At 72.4% G+C, this 18,773-nt stretch carries 19 protein-coding genes and 1 rRNA gene; 15 read left to right on the forward strand and 5 right to left on the reverse strand.

Features of this window, described 5'->3' with window-relative positions; genetic code table 11:
- From rrf to ABD358_RS26775, 8 genes are all read left to right on the forward strand, one after another.
- Positions 1-71: ribosomal RNA gene (gene rrf / locus ABD358_RS26740) — 5S ribosomal RNA — on the forward strand; the annotation flags it as partial.
- Between the two features lie 67 nt (positions 72-138).
- A complete protein-coding gene (locus tag ABD358_RS26745) occupies positions 139-783 on the forward strand; it encodes an HAD family hydrolase (protein ID WP_344633729.1) in 645 nt (214 codons plus the stop codon).
- 72 nt (positions 784-855) lie between these two features.
- Entirely contained in the window at positions 856-2,031 is a 1,176-nt protein-coding gene (locus tag ABD358_RS26750) for an acetoin utilization protein AcuC (RefSeq protein WP_344633730.1), read from the forward strand.
- An 82-nt stretch (positions 2,032-2,113) separates the two neighbouring features.
- Positions 2,114-2,947: a phosphatase gene (locus tag ABD358_RS26755; protein WP_425576434.1), complete on the forward strand. Its 834-nt coding sequence runs from the start codon at positions 2,114-2,116 to the stop codon at positions 2,945-2,947.
- 128 nt (positions 2,948-3,075) lie between these two features.
- Positions 3,076-3,288 carry a helix-turn-helix domain-containing protein gene (locus ABD358_RS26760; RefSeq protein WP_157840060.1) on the forward strand — a complete coding sequence of 71 codons (213 nt, stop codon included), beginning with the start codon at positions 3,076-3,078 and terminating at the stop codon, positions 3,286-3,288.
- 131 nt (positions 3,289-3,419) lie between these two features.
- The gene (locus ABD358_RS26765) at positions 3,420-3,518 is read left to right on the forward strand and encodes a 30S ribosomal protein bS22 (RefSeq protein WP_003948845.1); all 99 of its coding nucleotides are present in this window, start codon (positions 3,420-3,422) and stop codon (positions 3,516-3,518) included.
- Between the two features lie 199 nt (positions 3,519-3,717).
- Entirely contained in the window at positions 3,718-4,752 is a 1,035-nt protein-coding gene (locus ABD358_RS26770) for an NAD-dependent epimerase/dehydratase family protein (protein WP_344633732.1), read from the forward strand.
- Entirely contained in the window at positions 4,745-5,839 is a 1,095-nt protein-coding gene (locus ABD358_RS26775) for a lysophospholipid acyltransferase family protein (RefSeq protein ID WP_344633733.1), read from the forward strand. Before ABD358_RS26770 ends, ABD358_RS26775 begins: the two co-directional genes overlap by 8 nt.
- Positions 5,840-5,919: 80 nt before the next feature.
- Here the strand turns inward: ABD358_RS26775 and ABD358_RS26780 are convergent, their stop codons facing one another.
- The 3 genes from ABD358_RS26780 to ABD358_RS26790 form a co-directional block, all read right to left on the reverse strand.
- Positions 5,920-7,200 (reverse strand): DUF5667 domain-containing protein, encoded by a 1,281-nt coding sequence (locus ABD358_RS26780; protein WP_344633734.1) that lies wholly within the window; start codon positions 7,198-7,200, stop codon positions 5,920-5,922.
- A 213-nt stretch (positions 7,201-7,413) separates the two neighbouring features.
- Positions 7,414-8,199, reverse strand: a complete 786-nt coding sequence (locus ABD358_RS26785; RefSeq protein WP_344633735.1) for an ECF subfamily RNA polymerase sigma factor, BldN family — start codon at positions 8,197-8,199, stop codon at positions 7,414-7,416.
- A gap of 312 nt (positions 8,200-8,511) precedes the next feature.
- Entirely contained in the window at positions 8,512-9,450 is a 939-nt protein-coding gene (locus tag ABD358_RS26790) for an HAD family hydrolase (protein WP_344633736.1), read from the reverse strand.
- A gap of 162 nt (positions 9,451-9,612) precedes the next feature.
- On the opposite strand from ABD358_RS26790, the gene ABD358_RS26795 reads away from it, so the two are divergent.
- From ABD358_RS26795 to hemB, 6 genes are all read left to right on the forward strand, one after another.
- On the forward strand, positions 9,613-9,858 hold the full coding sequence (locus ABD358_RS26795; RefSeq protein WP_425576435.1) for a glutaredoxin family protein: 246 nt from the start codon (positions 9,613-9,615) through the stop codon (positions 9,856-9,858).
- A gap of 244 nt (positions 9,859-10,102) precedes the next feature.
- Positions 10,103-10,894 carry a redox-sensing transcriptional repressor Rex gene (locus ABD358_RS26800; protein ID WP_344633738.1) on the forward strand — a complete coding sequence of 264 codons (792 nt, stop codon included), beginning with the start codon at positions 10,103-10,105 and terminating at the stop codon, positions 10,892-10,894.
- 73 nt (positions 10,895-10,967) lie between these two features.
- Positions 10,968-12,302 carry a glutamyl-tRNA reductase gene (locus ABD358_RS26805; RefSeq protein ID WP_344633739.1) on the forward strand — a complete coding sequence of 445 codons (1,335 nt, stop codon included), beginning with the start codon at positions 10,968-10,970 and terminating at the stop codon, positions 12,300-12,302.
- On the forward strand, positions 12,299-13,279 hold the full coding sequence (gene hemC, locus ABD358_RS26810) for a hydroxymethylbilane synthase (RefSeq protein WP_344633740.1): 981 nt from the start codon (positions 12,299-12,301) through the stop codon (positions 13,277-13,279). The genes ABD358_RS26805 and hemC overlap by 4 nt, the downstream gene beginning before the upstream one ends.
- Positions 13,276-14,925 (forward strand): bifunctional uroporphyrinogen-III C-methyltransferase/uroporphyrinogen-III synthase, encoded by a 1,650-nt coding sequence (locus ABD358_RS26815; protein WP_344633741.1) that lies wholly within the window; start codon positions 13,276-13,278, stop codon positions 14,923-14,925. Before hemC ends, ABD358_RS26815 begins: the two co-directional genes overlap by 4 nt.
- On the forward strand, positions 14,922-15,950 hold the full coding sequence (gene hemB, locus ABD358_RS26820) for a porphobilinogen synthase (RefSeq protein WP_344633742.1): 1,029 nt from the start codon (positions 14,922-14,924) through the stop codon (positions 15,948-15,950). Before ABD358_RS26815 ends, hemB begins: the two co-directional genes overlap by 4 nt.
- 39 nt (positions 15,951-15,989) lie before the next feature.
- Here hemB and ABD358_RS26825 read toward each other — a convergent pair whose 3' ends face one another.
- Positions 15,990-16,232 carry a hypothetical protein gene (locus ABD358_RS26825; RefSeq protein WP_344633743.1) on the reverse strand — a complete coding sequence of 81 codons (243 nt, stop codon included), beginning with the start codon at positions 16,230-16,232 and terminating at the stop codon, positions 15,990-15,992.
- 81 nt (positions 16,233-16,313) lie between these two features.
- Entirely contained in the window at positions 16,314-17,507 is a 1,194-nt protein-coding gene (locus ABD358_RS26830) for an RtcB family protein (protein ID WP_344633744.1), read from the reverse strand.
- 235 nt (positions 17,508-17,742) lie between these two features.
- On the opposite strand from ABD358_RS26830, the gene ABD358_RS26835 reads away from it, so the two are divergent.
- Positions 17,743-18,657: a hypothetical protein gene (locus ABD358_RS26835; protein WP_344633745.1), complete on the forward strand. Its 915-nt coding sequence runs from the start codon at positions 17,743-17,745 to the stop codon at positions 18,655-18,657.
- The last annotated feature ends 116 nt before the right edge of the window (positions 18,658-18,773 follow it).

The following is an 18,773-nucleotide window of genomic DNA, read 5'->3' on the forward strand; positions in this document are numbered from 1 at the left end:
CGGAAGCTAAGCTCTCCAGCGCCGATGGTACTGCACGGGGGACCGTGTGGGAGAGTAGGTCGCCGCCGAACAATTCGTGATGAAAGCCCCGTCGGGTCACCCGACGGGGCTTTCATGCGTTCCGGGTTAGGGTGGCGCATGCGCTATGACCTGGTGATCTTCGACAACGACGGTGTTCTCGTGGACAGTGAGCCGATATCCAATCGGATTCTCGCGGCCTATCTGACCGAGCTGGGGCACCCGACCACCTACGAGGAATCCATCAGGGACTACATGGGGTCCGCCATGCACCGGATTCACGACCTGATCCTGGAGCGTTCGGGGCAGCGGCTTCCCGAGGACTTCGACGAGGTCTTCCACAGCCGCGTCTTCGACGCCTTCCGACAGGACCTTCTGCCCGTCGCCGGCGTGGACGAGGTGCTCGGGAGGCTCGGCGCCGAAGGGGTGCCGTACTGCGTGGCCTCGTCCGGCAGCCATGAGCGGATCAGGGTGGCCCTCCGGAGGACCGGGCTGTACGACCGGTTCGGGGAGAAGCGCATCTTCAGCTCGCAGGACGTGGGACGGGGGAAGCCCGCACCGGACCTGTTCCTGCACGCCGCCGACGTGATGGGGGTACCGGCCGAGCGGTGTGCCGTCGTGGAGGACAGCCCTCTGGGAGTACGGGCGGGCGTGGCGGCCGGAATGGACGTCTACGGCTTCACCGCGATGACGCCGGGCGACAAACTGGAGGGCGCCACGGCCCTGTTCTCGGAGATGGACGAACTGCTCGCCCTGCTCGCCTGAATGCCCGAGCCGTCGCACGCCCCGGTGTGGGCGGCCACGTGCTTCCCCGGCGCGACCGATACGGTGACGGGTATGAGCGGCGGCGCACAGTTGATGTGGGACGAGGCGGTCACCGGTTACGACTTCGGGTCGGGGCACCCGATGGACCCGGTGCGGCTCGGGCTGACCATGAAGCTCGTCGAGGCGTTCGAGCTGCCTCGTTCCCCCGGGCTGAAAGTGGTCGGCGCGAAGGCGGCCGGCGACTCCACGCTGAGGCTCGTGCACCGCTCCGACTACATCGACACCGTGCGCCGGGTGTCGGCCGATCCCCGGTCGGCCGACGGGACGTACGGCCTGGGCACCGAGGACGATCCGGCGTTCGAGGGGATGCACGAGGTCTCGGCGTTGATCGCCGGGCAGTCCGTCGGCGCCGCGGAGGCGGTCTGGCGCGGAGACGTGCTGCACGGCGTCAACATCGCGGGCGGGCTGCACCACGCGATGCCCGGCGCGGCCGCCGGCTTCTGCGTCTACAACGACGCCTCCCTGGCCATCGCCCGGCTGCTGGAACTGGGAGCCGAGCGGGTCGCTTACGTGGACGTGGACGTGCACCACGGGGACGGCGTGCAGGCGGCCTTCTGGAACGACCCGAGGGTCCTGACGATCTCGATGCACGAGCATCCCCGCATGCTCTTCCCCGGAACCGGCTGGCCTGAGGAGACCGGCGGCGAGGGAGCAGAGGGCAGCGCGGTGAACATCGCGCTGCCGCCGGGCACGTCGGACGGCGGCTGGCTGCGGGCGCTGCACGCCGTGGTGCCGGAACTGCTGGCCTCCTTCCGGCCGCAGGTCCTGGTGACCCAGCACGGCGCGGACACGCACATCGAGGACCCCCTCGCCCACCTGGCGGTGACGGTCGACGCCCAGCGGGTGGCCGCCGAGGCCTGCCACGGCTGGGCGCACGAGTACGCCGGGGGACGCTGGGTGGCGCTCGGCGGCGGCGGTTACGCGGTCGTCGAGGTCGTACCGCGGTCCTGGACGCATCTGGTGGCGATCGCGGCGGGCGAACCGATCCCGCCGGAGACCATGATCCCGGAGGACTGGCGGAGCCAGGTGTACGCGCGGACCAGGCTCGACGCCCCGCGGCGGATGACGGACGGCCGCGAGCCGGTGTGGTCGGACTGGGAGGCGGGATACGACCCGGCGAGCGCGCTGGACCAGGCGGTGCTCGCCACACGCCGCGCGGTGTACCCCTCGCACGGCCTGCTGCCGTGACGGCCGGGTCCGGCGCCGTACAGCCGTCCGGAGGGTGGTTCCCGGGGGTTTCGGCGGCGTAGGGCGACGTCGGTCCGCGAGGATGCTGCGGGTGAGAGGCGTGTCGAGCGTCGATGCCCTGCGCGCACACCTGCTGGCGGCCCGGCTGGCGGGTCCCATCGCGACCACCCGGGAGAGGAGCCTGGTGCGGTACCGGCTCTTCGCCGCGGGCGACCCCCGGGCGCTGCTGGGCCTGGAACCGGAGGAGGACTGGCCGGTCGCCCGGCTGGTCGGGCTGATGGCCCGGCGGTGCGGCGTGTCGCCGGACCCGGGACACGTGTCCGGTCCCGACAGGATCGACCCGGAACGGACGATCGCCGCGCTGGACGTCTTCGCCGAAAGACTCGGCAGGGCCGCCCGGCGCCGTTCACCGGTGCTGCTGGGGACCGGGCACCCCCACCGTCTCCTGGAGTTCTACGCCATCTTGGCCAGGGGGCTCTCGGCGGCGGGATGCCATGTGCTCACCCCGGCGCAGGGCAGACGTATCGACATGGTGACCGGATTCGGCGTACGTCCGCACACCCTCCGGTACGTACGGGGAGTCGCGTTGATCCGCGGGACGGGGGTGCGCCCCGCGGCCGATGCGCCGGGCGCACATTCCCATTCGCCTCTGCCGGTGAGGGTGGTCCTCGATGCGGCCGCCGCCCTCGGCGGGCCCCTGCCGGAATTGGTGATCGGGGACCACGGGTGGATCTGCGGCGCTGGTCAGCTCGGTTTCGAAGCGATCGGGCCGGCGGATACGGACGATCCCGCGGTGTTCGTCGGAGAGGCGGAGGGCAAGGTGCGCGTGGCCGTCCCGATGGATGACTCGGTGCTTCCGGAGCACTACCGTCCGCTTGCTCGCTATGTGCTCAATCGTTCCCGTCTGTCACGTTAGAGGGCTGATCGCTACTCCTCTTCCCCACTTGCATCACCCGCACCTAATCTGGGGAGGAGCGCGCATGCGAGCAGGAGTCACCGGAGGGGAAGCCGGTGCCCGACATGTGCGGAAGGTTCAGGTGTGACATGGGTGCTGCCGAGAGGCCTTTGAACGAGGTCGTGTTCCTGACCGTGGCGGAGGTCGCCGCGGTGATGCGAGTGTCCAAGATGACCGTGTACCGCCTGGTGCACAGCGGTCATCTGCCGGCGATCCGGGTCGGCAGGTCCTTCCGGGTGCCGGAGCAGGCCGTCCACGAATACCTCCGCGGGTCCTACGTGGGGGTGGAGAAGAGCGCCTAGAGACCCGGAATCGGGAATTCGGGGACCCCTCGTGTCACTACCATCACCCGGCGCCGGGTACTCTGGGCCGATGTAGGTCGTGTGGGCTCGGACGCCCCGCACCGAGTGACGAAGTGAGCGAGGGTAAGTTCGTGGGCTCTGTTATCAAGAAGCGGCGCAAGCGGATGGCCAAGAAGAAGCACCGCAAGCTGCTCAAGCGCACACGCGTGCAGCGCCGCAACAAGAAGTGAGCGGGCGCGCCGCACACTGACCACCGCCCTCCCACCGGCAAGCCGGTGGGAGGGCGGTGGCGTTCCGGCGTGGGGGCGCGTCCACCCGATACGGTGGCGGTGGAAGCAGGACAGAGCCGGAACAGGGCCCGCCGGGGCCCGGGCGACGGGCCTTCCGGGAGTGGCCGCCGCACACCGAGAGCGCTGAGAAGGAGCATCCGTGGGCAAGGTCGTGCTCGTCACCGGAGTGGCCCGGCAGCTCGGCGGGCGCTTCGTACGGCGGATCCTGCGCGATCCCGACGTCGACCGGGTCGTCGGCGTGGACGCCCTGCCGCCCGCACACCACCTCGGCGGCGCCGAGTTCGTCCGGATCGACATCCGGCAGCCCGCCATCGCCGGGGTGATCGCCGAGCACGGCGTGGACACCGTCGTCCACCTGGACGTCAGCGGCATACCGCTCCTGCCGCGCGGCACCCGTGCGTCGGTCAAGGAGACCAACGTCATCGGCACGATGCAGCTCCTCGGCGCGTGCCAGAAGACCCCGTCCGTGCAGCGGCTGGTGGTGAAGTCCAGCACGAACGTCTACGGGTCCTCCCCCCGCGATCCGGCGGTCTTCACCGAGACCACGGTGCCCAAGGCGCTGCCCGGCGGCGGCTTCGCCAAGGACATCGTGGAGGTCGAGGGGTATGTGCGCGGGTTCGCCCGCCGCCGTCCCGACGTGGCCGTGACCGTGCTGCGCTTCGCCAACATCCTCGACCCGAGCGCGGACACGCCGCTCGCCGAGTACTTCCGGCTGCCCGTGCTGCCGACCGTCCTCGGCTACGACCCGCGGCTGCAGTTCGTCCACGGGGACGACGTCGTGGAGGTGCTGCGGCTGGCCTCCGGGGAGCCGCGGCGGGGCACGCTCAACGCGGGGACGTTCAACATCGCGGGAGACGGGGTACTGCTGCTCTCCCAGGCCGCGCGGCGGCTGGGGAAGCCGACGCTGCCCCTGCTGCTTCCGGCCATCCGCTGGACCGGGACCGCGCTGCGCTCGGTGGGAGTCACGGACTTCTCGGCCGAACAGATCCGGCTGCTGACGCACGGCAGGGTCGTGGAGACCACCCAGATGCGCGAGGTCCTCGGCTTCGAACCGAAGCACACCACGGCCGAGACCTTCGCGGACTTCGCGCGCAGTCACGGTCCGGGGCTGCTGCCGCCCGAGACACTCGCACATGCCGTGGACCGCATCGAGGAGGTCGTCCGCCATGGCTGACGCCAAGGTCATCCCGTTCGACGACGACCGCTCGCGCGGCGCCGGGCGGGCCGCCAGGGGGCGCCCGCCGGCCGGTCGCCGGCGCATGGGCGAGGACGGCCGCCAGGCGCCCCAGGAAGGCGGCCAGACGCCGCTGGCCGCCGTGCCGGAGCCCGAACCCGGGCCGCGGCCGGAGACGGGAGCGGGAGCGCGGGACGCGGCCCGGGAAGCGGCCGTTGAGGACGAGGCGCCGCGGCCGGACGGCGGGGACGACTGGGACCGCAGGATCGCGGCCGGCCTGGCGTTCCTGCGGCGGAGGATCACGGGGGAGTACGAGGTCGACGAGTTCGGCTACGACGCGGAGCTCACCGAGCAGGTGCTGCTGTCGCTGCTGCGGCCGCTGTACGAGAAGTACTTCCGGGTCGAGGTGCTCGGCATCGAGAACATCCCGTCCGAGGGCGGCGCGCTGGTGGTCGCCAACCACTCCGGGACGCTGCCGCTGGACGCGCTGATGCTCCAGGTCGCGGTGCACGACCACCATCCGGCGCGGCGGGCCCTGCGGCTGCTGGCGGCTGACCTGGTCTTCGTGCTGCCGGTCGTCAACGAGCTGGCCCGGAAGGCCGGCCACACCCTGGCGTGCGCCGAGGACGCCCTGCGGCTGCTGGAGCGGGGCGAGATCGTCGGGGTGATGCCCGAGGGGTTCAAGGGGCTGGGGAAGCCGTTCTCGGAGCGCTACAAGCTCCAGCGCTTCGGACGCGGAGGGTTCGTCTCCACGGCGTTGCAGGCGGGCGTGCCGATCGTGCCCTGCTCGATCGTCGGGGCGGAGGAGATCTATCCGATGGTCGGCAACCTGAAGACGCTGGCGCGGTTGCTCGGCTTCCCGTACTTCCCCGTCACGCCCACCTTCCCGCTTCTGGGACCGCTGGGGATGCTGCCGCTGCCGACGAAGTGGACGATCCAGTTCGGCGAACCGATTCCGATGGACGACTATCCGCCGGAGGCGGTCGAGGATCCGATGCTGATGTTCAACCTGACCGATCAGGTCCGGGAGACGATCCAGCACACCCTCTACAGGTTGCTGGTGCGGAGGCGGTCGGTGTTCTTCTGAGCGGCCGGGGATCCGGCGGACGGTTCGGACGGACGGCACGGGCGGCCGGGCACCCCGCGGGGTGCCCGGCCGCCCGTGCGTCAGCGGTCGCCCCGGTGGTCGTCGTCGCTGTCGATGCCCAGCCCCGGCAGGATGTTGGGCAGGAGCGGCGGGATGGTGATGTCCGGTTTGGGCACACCGGGGACATCGCCGCCGGGGACGGACGGCATGTCGTCCCCGTCCGCGGGGGGATCCAGCAGATCCCCCGGGTCCGGCAGGCCTTCCTCCTCCTCGTCCGTCCGGGAGCCGGAGGGGCTGGGCCGTCCGCCGTCCCGCCGGTGGTCTTCCGGGGAGCCCTCGTCCGGCGCGGACGGGGCCGGCCGGGCCGTACCGTCACCACCAGCGCGGCCGTCGCCGGTGCGGTCGCCGTCGGCCGGCTCGTCGTCCGACTCCGGTCTCAGCAGGGACCGCAGGGGGGTGACCTCGTCGTTTATGGCGTCGAAGACCGAGGTGACCTGGTCGCTCACGTCCGTGAGCTGCTCGGGAAGACGTCCGCGCAGCTGCTGCCACACGGCCCCGTGGGACTCGGAGAAGGAGGAGAGCGTCCGGATCGGGTTGATCGAGCCGTCCCGCTCGTACACCCCGCTGAGCAGCCGGTGCCCCTCGGCGGCGTCGTGCCGCATAAGGGAGAGCACGCGGCGGATCTCGCCGACCGACTCGTGGTCCAGCCGGCCCGAGCGGTCGCGCTCCAGCAGGCGCCGCGCCTCGTTCAGCCGCTTGGAGGCGTGGTCCAGGTGGACCTTGCCGCGGTCGGCGTCGTCGTCGGCCAGGTCGAGCGTGAGGTCCTCCATGCCCAGCTTGAGGCCGTAGAGGGTGTCACCGGGCAGGGCGTCGGTGCTGGCCACCGCCGCTCCGGCGAAGGCGCCGGCGGCGACGCTGACTCCCAGGCCGCCCGCCGCGAGTCCCTGGGTGAGCCGGGACCTGGGGCGCAGCCTGCCCAGTGGACCGAGGGGAGAGGCACGGTGGGCTCCCCCGCGTCCCGGACGGGAGGAGGTGCGCTGCCCCGGTACGCGGGAGGAGTCGCCGCCCTCGGCGAAGGCGCTCTCCATGGCGGCGATGAGCCGGGCCCGCTGTGCGGCCTTGACGTCGGGGGCCATCGCCGGTCTTGGCAGGGACGCCAGCCGGTCGGCCAGGGACAGCAGTGTCGCCTGCTCGTCCGCCCTCCCCGCCGTCCCGTCCGGGTCCGCGGGACCGGCCGGGGTGTCTGGTGTGGCCGGGACAGCGCCCCCGGACCGGTCGGTCGCCGCGCCCTCGGGCTCGCGCTCGTCCAGAGCCTGGGCGAAGGCGTTTGCCCGCCGGCTCGGCGATACGGCTCCCATCACGGGCGGCACCTCCTCTCGTCAGCACGGTCGACTCCCGACTTCGCAGGAAGGTTGCACGGCCTGTCCGGAAACGGCCGGGCGGGCGCTTCCGCCCGGGCATGGGAAGCCGTGGGGAGTCTGCAATCCGGACAACGAACGCCGGGCACGCTGGTTACGCCCTGCGGATGATCCGATTGCCCGGTTGACCCCCGGGGCGCGGACGGTCACCGGAAGTCACCGGCTGCCCTCCGGGAGCAGACGTGCCAGCGTCCGCACCGCACGGTACTGGAGGGTTTTGATCGCGCCCTCGTTCTTCCCCATGATCCGCGCGGTCTCCGCCACGGACAGGCCCTGGAGGAAGCGGAGCGTCACGCACTCCTGCTGCTGCGGGTTGAGCTTGCGCACGGCCTCCAGCAGGGCGGCGTTGGAGAGGGACTCCAGGACGGAGTCCTCCGGGCTGCGCTCCACCTCGTTGGCGTCGAGCATCTCGCCGGTGGTGACCTCCAGGCGGAAACGGCTCGACTTGAAGTGGTCCGCGACCAGGTTGCGCGCGATGGTGACCAGCCAGGCGCCGAAGTCCCGGCCCTGCCAGGTGAAGGTGCCGATCCGGCGCAGGGCGCGCAGGAACGTCTCGCTGGTGAGGTCCTCGGCCGTGGCGCGGCCGCCGACGCGGTAGTAGATGTAGCGGTAGACGGTGTCGCAGTACTGGTCGTAGAGGCGCCCGAACGCCTCGGCCTCGCCGGCCTGGGCGCGTTCGACGAGGTCCATCATGCGGCGGCTGTCGCTGTCGGCCGCCGGGCGGCGGGTGGCCCCCGAGGCGGTCGCGGCGTGGGCGCGCCGGCCGATCGGCGCGGCGCTCGCGGCGGCTCTCTCGGCCAGGGCGTAGACGGGGCCTGCGGGGACAGGTGCGGCGAGGGCGGGGGCGGCGTACGCGGAGGGGACGATTGCGCGCAGTTGGTGGATGACCGCTGTGCGCAGCGCAGCCAGGCCCGAGGCGTCAACCCCGACGTGTGGGTACACGGGACTCCCAGAGGCAGAGCTTCCATCACGTGCAGTGCGGGACCGTCCGCCCGTCGCGAGGGCGTGTGGACACCGGATTGCGTCTGAGGAGAATAACGCTTCGTACAGGCTGTGCTACACCTAGTTGCCGAAATCAGCGGCCAGGTTTGCTCTGGTATGCGTTTTCGGCGATTCGAACAGCGAATGCGGTGCGCGAACCGATCGATTCATGTCAATTCGCGATCGATTCGTTGCGCGCATGCGGTCGGTGGAAGTCTTCCCGCGTTCGCCGCCGCTCCGGCGGTCCAGCGCCGGCGGTCCAGCGCCGGCGGTCTAGCGGCGGCGGCGCTGGAGCGCCACGGCCGCCGCGGCGCCGCCCGCCACCGCGCCGACCCCGGCCGCCGCGGGGATGCCCACCTTCGCGGCCTTCCGGCCGGTCCGGTAGTCGCGCAGCCGCCAGCCCCTCTCGCGCGCGTGCGCGCGCAGCCTGCTGTCGGGGTTGATGGCGTAGGGGTGCCCGACGAGCGAGAGCATGGGGATGTCGTTGGCCGAGTCGCTGTAGGCGGCGCACCGCGAGAGGTCCAGGTTCTCGGCGGCGGCCAGCGCCCGTACCGCCTCCGCCTTCGCCGGGCCGTGCAGCGGCTCGCCGACCAGGCGCCCGGTGTAGACGCCGTCGACGGACTCCGCGACGGTGCCCAGCGCGCCGGTCAGCCCCAGCCGGCGGGCGATGATCGTGGCGGTCTCCACGGGGGCGGCGGTGACCAGCCACACCTTCTGGCCCGCGTCCAGGTGGGCCTGGGCCAGGGCGCGGGTGCCCGGCCAGATCCGGTCGGCCATGTACTCGTCGTAGATCTCCTCGCCGATCTCCATCAGCTCCGAGACCCGGTGGCCCTTGACGATGGACAGCGCGCTGTCGCGGGCGTCCTGCATGTGCTCGGCGTTCTCCGAGCCCGCCAGCCGGAACCAGGCCTGCTGCCAGGCGAAGCGGAGCAGCTCGCGCGTGTCGAAGAACTTCCGCTTGTACAGGCCGCGCCCGAAGTGGAACAGGGCCGCGCCCTGCATGATCGTGTTGTCGAGGTCGAAGAAGGCGGCGGCCCGGACGTCCCCGCGGACCGGGAACTCCGGTTCCGCCGGTTTCCCGGGCTCGCCCGGCGGGAGCCCGTCCACCTCCTGAGAGGTCCTGCGTGCCGCCTCGGCGGCGGCCTCGCCTGCGAGCACGCTGCGAGCCGTCGCCGAACGCCTGCGGGAGAGGAGCCATCCAAGTGCGGCCATGCGGCGAGCATAACCACTGCCGGGGGCGGTTCCGGTGACAGGCGGGCGTCGCCGGGGCGGGGAGTGGGCCAACGGAGGAGTACGCCGGCGGGGGAGGGGCCGAAGGGGCCGGAGGGGTCTGGTGCGGCCCGGGCCGGGTGCCGGGGGACGGGGAGCGGCACAATGGCGGTCATGAGGACCGTGACTCTCATCGGCAAGCCGGGCTGCCACCTGTGCGACGACGCGCGCGCGGTGGTCAGCGAGGTCTGCGCGGAACTGGGCGCGCGCTGGGAGGAGAAGGACATCACCCAGGACGAGGAGCTGTACCGCCGGTACTGGGAGCAGATCCCGGTGGTGCTCGTGGACGGGGCCCAGCACGACTTCTGGAGGGTCGACCCGCGGCGGCTGCGCGCGGCGCTGGAGTCCTGACCGTTCCTCCAGCGCCGCCCGAGCGCGCTGCGGTGCGATGGAGGAGACTGCGGGGAGGGCGTGAAGAAGGGGCCGCGCCGGTGCGGCTCGTGTGGTGCCGGTCACTTTGACCGGACAAAGCGGACACCGCTTTTGTGCACGCTTTCACAAAGGCATAGCCTGGGCAGGACTGAGCGGTCCGGACAGATGTCCAGCAGATGTCCATCGGGACCGCTCACCGTTACGCGCAGACGGCAGGAGCACCGTGGCAACTGGCCGAACACACCGACCGGCGACCCGCAGCCGAGGGATCCCCGAGGCCACCGTCGCCCGTCTTCCGCTGTACCTGCGGGCGCTCACCGCGCTCTCCGAGCGTTCGGTGCCCACGGTCTCCTCGGAGGAGCTGGCGGCCGCCGCCGGCGTCAACTCCGCCAAGCTGCGCAAGGACTTCTCCTACCTCGGCTCGTACGGCACCCGCGGTGTCGGCTACGACGTCGAGTACCTCGTCTACCAGATCTCCCGTGAGCTGGGGCTGACCCAGGACTGGCCCGTGGTGATCGTCGGGATCGGAAACCTCGGCGCCGCGCTCGCCAACTACGGCGGTTTCGCCTCCCGCGGCTTCCGCGTCGCCGCGCTGATCGACGCGGACCCGTCGATGACCGGCAAGCCGGTCGCCGGGATCCCGGTGCAGCACACCGACGACCTCGAGACGATCATCGAGGAGAACGGCGTGTCCATCGGCGTCATCGCCACCCCCGCCGGAGCCGCGCAGCAGGTCTGCGACCGGCTCGTCGCCGCCGGGGTGACCTCCATCCTGAACTTCGCGCCGACCGTGCTGTCCGTGCCCGAGGGCGTGGACGTGCGCAAGGTGGACCTCTCCATAGAACTGCAGATCCTCGCCTTCCACGAGCAGCGCAAGGCGGGCGAGGAACCGGCCGGCGAGGGCGCGGCGGACACCGCCCCGCCCGCGGCGCCCCCCGCCGCCTCCGTGCGCCGCCGCACCGACGGAACCGATTCGGGACCTGACGGGGACGTGCCCGCGGTGATGCCCGCATGAACGAGCGAGCCGCCACGCCGCGCGTCCCGTGCCTCCCGCACGGTGTACTGCCCGAGCGAAGCGAGGGACGCGCATGAGTCTGCTGGTCGTGGGACTGAGCCACCGCAGTGCGCCGGTGAGCGTTCTGGAGCGGGCCGCCCTCGCGCCCGAGATGCGCGGGAAGCTGCTCCAGGACGCGGTCGGCGCCGAACCCACCACGGAAGCGGCGGTGCTCTCCACCTGCAACCGCATCGAGCTGTACGCCGACGTCGACAAGTTCCACGCCGGCGTCGCCGAGCTGTCCGGCCTGCTCGCCCGGCACAGCGGCGTCGGTCTGGAGGAGCTGACCCCCCACCTGTACGTCCACTACGAGGACCGCGCCGTCCACCACCTGTTCTCGGTGGCCTGCGGGCTGGACTCGATGGTCGTCGGCGAGGGGCAGATCCTCGGGCAGATCAAGGACGCGCTGGCCGTCGCGCAGGACCAGCACACCGCCGGGCGGCTGCTGAACGACCTGTTCCAGCAGGCGCTGCGGGTCGGCAAGCGGGCGCACAGCGAGACCGGCATCGACAAGGCCGGCCAGTCCCTGGTGACCTTCGGCCTGGAGCAGCTCGCGGCCGGACGCCCGGTCGGGGAGTGGGCGCGCGGCAGACGCGCCCTGGTGATCGGCGCCGGGTCGATGTCCTCGCTCGCCGCCACGACGCTCGCGCGGGCCGGTGTCAGCGAACTGGTGATCGTCAACAGGACGCTGGAGCGCGCCCGGCGCCTGGCGGCCGGCCTGGACGGCGGCGGGCTCGCGGCCCGCGCCGTGCCCACCGCCGAGCTGTCCGCGCAGCTCCCGCACGCCGACGTCGTCGTCTCCTGCACGGGCGCCACCGGCCTCGTGCTGACGGCCGACGACCTGGCGGCCGCGTTCGCCGGGCGCGCGGCCTCCGGCGGCGAACCGGTCGCCCTGCTCGACCTCGCCATGCCCCGCGACATCGACGCCGCCGCCCACCGCATGGAGGGCGTACGGTTGGTGGACATCGAGTCGCTCGCCGAGGCCTCGGCCGACGCACCCATGGCGGCGGACGTCGACAAGGTGCACGGCATCGTCGCGGACGAGGTCGCCGCCTTCGGCGCCGCCCAGCGCGCGGCGACCATCACCCCCACCGTGGTGGCGCTGCGCTCCATGGCGGCCGACGTCGTGGCGGCCGAGATGGCCCGCCTCGAAGGGCGCCTCCCCGAACTCGACGACAAACAGCGAGCCGAGATCACCCAGACCGTACGGCGGGTCGTCGACAAGCTGCTGCACGCGCCCACCGTCCGCGTCAAGCAGCTCGCCGGCGAGCCGGGCGGCGCCGGATACGCCGACGCGCTGCGCAAGCTGTTCGATCTGGACCCCCAGACCGTCGCGGCTGTCAGCAACCCCGAACAGGAGCGGCAATGAGCACCAACGCCTCCCGGCCCTTGAAGCTGGGCACTCGTGGCAGCACCCTCGCCATGGCCCAGTCCGGGCAGGTGGCCGAGCGGGTCCGGCAGCTCACCGGACGGCCCGTCGAGCTGGTGGGCATCACCACCTACGGCGACGTCTCCCGTGAGCACCTCTCCCGCATCGGCGGCACGGGCGTCTTCGTCTCCGCGCTGCGCGACGCGCTGCTCGCGGGCGAGGTCGACTTCGCCGTTCACTCCCTCAAGGACCTCCCCACCGCCCAGCCCCCGCGGCTGGCGCTGGCCGCCGTGCCGGTGCGCGAGGACCCGCGCGACGCGCTGATCGCACGCGACGGCCTCACGTTCGAGCAGCTGCCGGACGGCGCCCGGGTCGGCACCGGCTCGCCGCGCCGCATGGCGCAGCTCAACGCCTGGGCGCGGGCGCTCGGCAAACGCGTCGAGACCGTGCCGATCCGGGGGAACATCGAGCGCCGCCTCGGGTTCGTGAGCTCCGGCGAGCTGGACGCGGTCGTCCTGGCCACCGCCGGTCTGCGGCGCGCCGGAATGGCCGACGCGATCACCGAACTCCTCGACCCCGGGACGGTCCTGCCCGCTCCCGGCCAGGGCGCCCTGGCGGTCGAGTGCGCGGCGTCGAACGAGGAACTCACAGCCCGGCTCGCCGAACTCGACGACCTGCGCACGCGGGTCGCCGTGACCGCCGAGCGAAGCCTGCTCTCCGCCCTGGAAGCCGGTTGCAGCGCGCCCGTCGGCGCACTGGCCGAGGTACGGGACGAGGAGCGGGATGTCACCGAACTGCACCTGCGCGGGGTCGTCGGCACCACCGACGGCACCACTCTGGTGCAGCTGTCCACCACCGGCTCCGTACCGGAGTCCGCCGCCGAGTCGCTCGCCCGGGCCGAGGCCCTGGGACGCGAACTCGCCGACGAGATGCTCGCCAAGGGCGCGGCCGGTCTGATGGGGGAGCGAGCACATTGAGCCCCACCACCAATCACTCGTACGGCACCCACGGGCACGTCACCTTCCTCGGTGCCGGGCCCGGAGACCCGGGACTGCTGACGCTGCGCGCCGTGGAGGCGCTGGCGCAGGCCGATGTACTGGTCGCCGACCCGCAGGTGTACGACGTCGTGCGGACGCACGTGCGGGCAGGTGTCGACACGCCGCTCCAGGCAGCAGGTGACGACACGTCAGCGGGCTCCGCCGGTACCGACGATGCGGTAAATCTTGTCATGCGGGCCGCACGCGGCGGCAAGCGGGTGGTCCGTGCGGTCCAGGGGGATCCCGGGCTCGACGCCAACGCGGCCGACGAGATGCTGGCCTGCGCCGCGGAGGGCATCACCTTCGAGGTCGTGCCCGGCGTCGCCAACGCCGTGGGCGTCCCCGCCTACGCGGGGGTGCCGCTGCGCAACGGGCACGGCGCGGACGTGCGCTTCCTCGACGCGCGGACCGCCGACAGCCGGGCGTGGAACGAGGTCGGGGCCAGCGACTCCACCGTGGTGGTCTCGACCACCCTGGAGTCCGTCGCCGCCGACGCCGCCGAACTGGTCACGGCGGGCCGCAAGCCCGACACCCCGCTGACCGTCACCGTCGACGGCACCACCACCCGGCAGCGCACCTGGACGGCGACGCTCGGTTCCATCGCCCAGACGCTCAGGGCCGCCAAGGTGCTGCCCTCGGCGGGCGGGAGCCGCCCGGCGATAGCCGTGGTGGGCGAGCGCAGTGCCGCCGCGGAGCAGCGCGAGAGGCTCGCCTGGTTCGAGTCCAAGCCGCTGTTCGGCTGGCAGGTGCTCGTGCCCCGCACCAAGGAGCAGGCGGCCTCGCTCTCCGAGCAGCTCCGCTCCTACGGGGCCGTGCCCAGCGAGGTGCCCACCATCGCCGTCGAGCCGCCGCGCACGCCCCAGCAGATGGAGCGCGCGGTCAAGGGCCTGGTCACGGGCCGCTACGAGTGGATCGCCTTCACCTCGGTCAACGCGGTCAAGGCGGTGCGCGAGAAGTTCGAGGAGTACGGCCTGGACGCCCGCGCCTTCGCCGGGATCAAGGTCGCGGCCGTCGGCGAGCAGACGGCCAGGGCGCTGGTGGAGTTCGGCGTCAAGCCCGATCTGGTGCCCAGCGGCGAGCAGTCCGCAGCCGGACTGCTGGAGGACTGGCCGCCCTACGACCCGGTCTTCGACCCGATCGACCGCGTCTTCCTGCCGCGCGCCGACATCGCCACCGAGACGCTGGTGGCGGGTCTGATCGAGCTGGGCTGGGAGGTGGACGACGTCACCGCCTACCGGACGGTGCGCGCCTCGCCTCCGCCGGCCGAGACGCGCGAGGCCATCAAGGGCGGCGGGTTCGACGCCGTGCTGTTCACGTCCTCCAGCACCGTGCGGAACCTCGTCGGCATCGCCGGCAAGCCGCACAACGTGACGGTCATCGCCTGCATCGGTCCGGCGACGGCCAAGACGGCGGAGGAGCACGGGCTGCGCGTGGACGTCATGGCGCCCGAGCCGTCGGTGCACAAGCTGGCCGAGGCGCTCGCGGAGTTCGGCGCCAAGCGCCGGGCGGCGGCGATCGAGGCAGGCGAGGCGGTACAGCGGCCGAGTGAGAAGCGGCCGACGAGGAGGAGGGCACGGACACCGTGACGACCGGCGGGAACACGTACGGCGGTGCGCCGAGCGGCGGCCGCGGGGGCTTCCCCGCGGTCCGCCCCCGGCGGCTGCGCACCACCCCGGCCATGCGCCGGATGGTGGCGGAGCACCGACTCCACCCGGCCGAGCTGATCCTGCCCGCCTTCGTGCGGGAGGGCATCACCGAGCCGGTGGGCATCTCCTCGATGCCCGGTGTGTACCAGCACACCCGCGACAGCCTGCGGAAGGCCGCGGCCGAGGCCGTGGCGGCGGGCGTCGGCGGCATCATGCTCTTCGGCGTGCCCGAGGACGGCAGGAAGGACGCCGTCGGCTCCCCGGGCACCGACCCGGACGGCATCCTCCAGGTCGCGCTGCGGGACGTGCGGGCCGAGGTCGGCGACGACCTGGTGGTCATGTCCGACCTGTGCCTGGACGAGTTCACCGACCACGGCCACTGCGGCGTCCTGGACGAGCGCGGCCGGGTGGACAACGACGCCACGCTGGAGCGGTACGCGGAGATGGCGTGCGTCCAGGCCGAGGCCGGCGCGCACGTGCTGGGGCCGAGCGGGATGATGGACGGCCAGATCGGTTTCGTCCGCCGCGCGCTGGACGAGGCCGGGCACCAGGACGTGTCGCTGCTGGCGTACACCGCCAAGTACGCGTCCGCGTTCTACGGGCCCTTCCGGGAGGCGGTCAACTCCTCCCTGCGGGGCGACCGCAGGACCTACCAGCAGGATCCGGCCAACGCCCGGGAGTCGATGCGCGAGCTGGAGCTCGACATCGCCGAGGGCGCGGACATGGTGATGGTCAAGCCGGCGATGCCGTACCTGGACGTGCTGTGCAGGATCGCGGACGCGGTGGACGTCCCCGTCGCCGCGTACCAGATCTCCGGCGAATACGCGATGGTCGAGGCCGCCGCGGAGCGCGGCTGGATCGACCGGGACGCGGCGATCATGGAGACGCTCACGGGCGTCAAGCGCGCGGGCGCGAACCTGATCCTGACCTACTGGGCGACCGAGGTGGCCCGTCGGCTCTCCTGAGCCGTCGGGCGGCGCCGGGCCCCCCGGGGCCCGGCGCGGTCAGTCCCGGGGGAAGCCGTCCGTGGCGATGGTGGCCTCGGCGGACGTCCCAATAATCCTCACCGGTTCGCCGAAGCCGACGGCCGGCTCGCTGCCGTCCCCGCCGTCCCCGGGGCGGGTGCAGAGGCGGCACCGGGCGGTGTACGGGTCGACGACGAGGCAGGCGGGGACGCCGGCCGCGGCGTACGCCTCCGGTTTGGGGCCGTGGTCGTCGGCGGCGGTGGCCCGGGGGACGGCCTCCACGATCAGTCCGTCGTCCTCGGGGAGCAGCGGTCCCGGGAGTCGGGCTCCGCGCCGTCGGCGGTCTTCGCCAGGCCGGGGGCGTCAGCCCTTGACGCAGACGACCTGCCGGAGCCTGGCGACCACCTCGACCAGGTCGCGCTGCTGGTCGATGACCTGCTCGATCGGCTTGTACGCGGCCGGGATCTCGTCCACGACGCCGGAGTCCTTGCGGCACTCCACGCCCCGTGTCTGCTCGGCCAGGTCCCGCGCCGTGAACCGCTTCTTCGCCGCGTTGCGGCTCATCCTGCGGCCCGCGCCGTGGGAGGCGGAGTTGAAGGACGCCTCGTTGCCCAGGCCGCGGACGATGTAGGAGCCCGTGCCCATCGAGCCGGGGATGATGCCGTAGTCGCCGCGGCCCGCGCGGATCGCGCCCTTCCGGGTGACCAGCAGGTCCATGCCGTCGTAGCGCTCCTCGGCCACGTAGTTGTGGTGGCAGGAGATGACGGGCTCGAAGGCGGGCGCGGCCTTCTTGAACTCCTTGCGGATCACGTCCTTCAGCAGGCCCATCATGATCGCGCGGTTGCGCCGGGCGTACTCCTGCGCCCAGAACAGGTCGTTGCGGTACGCCTCCATCTCCGGGGTGCCGGCGGTGAAGACGGCGAGGTCGCGGTCGACCAGGCCCTGGTTGTGGGGCAGCTTCCGGGCCACGCCGATGTGGTGTTCGGCCAGTTCCTTGCCGATGTTCCGCGAGCCGGAGTGGAGCATCAGCCAGACGGCGCCGGTGTCGTCCAGGCAGACCTCGATGAAGTGGTTGCCGCCGCCCAGCGTGCCCATCTGCCGCGCGGCCCGCTCCCGGCGGAAGCGGACCGCCTCGGCGACGCCGTCGAAGCGGGACCAGAAGTCGTCCCAGCCGGAGGCGGGGGCGTCGTGGAGGCGGCCGGGGTCCACCGGGTCGTCGTGCATGCCGAAGCCGACCGGGATGGCCTGCTCGATCCGCGAACGCAGCCGGGAGAGGTCGCCGGGCAGGTCGTTCGCGGTCAGGGAGGTCTTCACCGCCGACATGCCGCAGCCGATGTCCACGCCGACCGCCGCCGGGCAGACCGCGTCCCGCATGGCGATGACCGAGCCGACCGTCGCCCCCTTGCCGTAGTGGACGTCGGGCATGACCGCCAGTCCCTTGATCCAGGGGAGCGTCGAGACGTTGTGGAGCTGCCGCATCGCCACGTCCTCGACGGTGGCCGGATCGGTCCACATCCGGATCGGCACCCTGGTTCCGGGAACCTCGGTGTATGACATGCTCGTTCATCCCCCCTGAGGAAAGAGTGCGGGCACGTTCCGCCGACTGTGCGCGAGGTGTGGACGGAACGTGTACGTCCGGGTCCGAAAGGCGGACGTACCACTGCGTATGCCCCACCGGGCGGAGGTCCCCGCAGCGCGTGCGGTGGACATCGTGCGGTAGACATTGTGTGACGGTGCCACCGAGCGACGGCAACGTGTTTTCGAGCGGCCACACGGACGAGGGAGTTGGGCAGTGCAGCGGAAGGGATACGCCGCCGGCGCCGTGCTCGTCGCCGTACTGGCCGCCGGATCCGTGAGCTGCACCGGGAGTTCCGCCCCGGGGGTCTCGGCCGCCGACAGCAAGTCCGGATCGGTCAGCGCCGAGGCCGTCACGGCCCCGCCCGGCACCTACCGCGACCTTCCCGAACCCTGCGGCGCGGTGGGCGTGGACGTGCTGCGGGAGATGCTGCCGGGCGCGGAGGACGACGCCTCCGCGGAGCGGGACGGCGGCGGGACGCCGTCGGCCTACGAGGGCGAGCAGGCCGTCACGTACGACAACGACCGCCGGGTCGGCTGCCGCTGGAAGAGCTCGACCGGCCTGGGTAGCCGACATCTCCTGGTCGACTTCGAGCGGGTGGTGTCGTACGACCCCGCCGTCAGCGACGACGAGCGGGCGGCGCGCCTGTACGAGGACATGGCGCTGAAGGCCGGGATCCCGACGGCGCCGGCGGCGCAGGAGGAGAGCCCGGAAGCGGAGGAGCCGGAGGGGACGGCCACGGAGGGGGACGCTCCGGACTCAGAGGAGACGGGGAAGGCCGCGGAGACCGAGGACGCCGGGGAGACCGGGGGGACCGAGGACGGGGCGGAGACCGGGGCGGCGGAGTCCGGGGAGCCGGAGGTCGCCACCCCGCAGGCCACGTCCGACACCGACCTGGCGCCGCGTCCGCTGGAGGGCGTCGGGGACGCGGCGTACATCGACGACGAACTGGTCACCGCCGACTCGGGCGTCCACCGCGACATCACCCTGGTCTTCCGCACGGGGAACGTCATCGTCACCGTCCGGTACGAGCAGTGGCTGACGGACCGGCGCAGGCTCCCCGACAGCGCCGAACTCCAGGAGAAGGCCCTGAAGCTCGCCGGGGAGCTCGCGGGGAGGTTCGAGGACTGAGGCCGGCGCAGACCGGGCCGGAGGCGGTCCCGGCGGCGGTCCCGGTACTGAGACGACGGACACACCCCGCCGCGGTGCCGCCCGGCCGGGCCCGCGGCCGTCCTAGGCTTCCACCG

It is taken from the genome of Streptomyces glaucosporus (assembly GCF_039533345.1).
Lineage (GTDB): Bacteria > Actinomycetota > Actinomycetes > Streptomycetales > Streptomycetaceae > Streptomyces > Streptomyces glaucosporus.

What these genes read in the sequence shown, in the direction of transcription:
- ABD358_RS26745 (WP_344633729.1), top strand. Translation starts at nt 139, where the DNA reads ATGCGCTATGACCTGGTGATCTTCGACAACGACGGTGTTCTCGTGGAC.
- ABD358_RS26750 (WP_344633730.1), top strand. Translation starts at nt 856, where the DNA reads ATGAGCGGCGGCGCACAGTTGATGTGGGACGAGGCGGTCACCGGTTAC.
- ABD358_RS26755 (WP_425576434.1), top strand. Translation starts at nt 2,114, where the DNA reads ATGCTGCGGGTGAGAGGCGTGTCGAGCGTCGATGCCCTGCGCGCACAC.
- ABD358_RS26760 (WP_157840060.1), top strand. Translation starts at nt 3,076, where the DNA reads ATGGGTGCTGCCGAGAGGCCTTTGAACGAGGTCGTGTTCCTGACCGTG.
- ABD358_RS26775 (WP_344633733.1), top strand. Translation starts at nt 4,745, where the DNA reads ATGGCTGACGCCAAGGTCATCCCGTTCGACGACGACCGCTCGCGCGGC.
- ABD358_RS26790 (WP_344633736.1), bottom strand. Translation starts at nt 9,450, where the DNA reads ATGGCCGCACTTGGATGGCTCCTCTCCCGCAGGCGTTCGGCGACGGCT.
- ABD358_RS26795 (WP_425576435.1), top strand. Translation starts at nt 9,613, where the DNA reads ATGGCGGTCATGAGGACCGTGACTCTCATCGGCAAGCCGGGCTGCCAC.
- ABD358_RS26805 (WP_344633739.1), top strand. Translation starts at nt 10,968, where the DNA reads ATGAGTCTGCTGGTCGTGGGACTGAGCCACCGCAGTGCGCCGGTGAGC.
- hemC (WP_344633740.1), top strand. Translation starts at nt 12,299, where the DNA reads ATGAGCACCAACGCCTCCCGGCCCTTGAAGCTGGGCACTCGTGGCAGC.
- ABD358_RS26830 (WP_344633744.1), bottom strand. Translation starts at nt 17,507, where the DNA reads ATGTCATACACCGAGGTTCCCGGAACCAGGGTGCCGATCCGGATGTGG.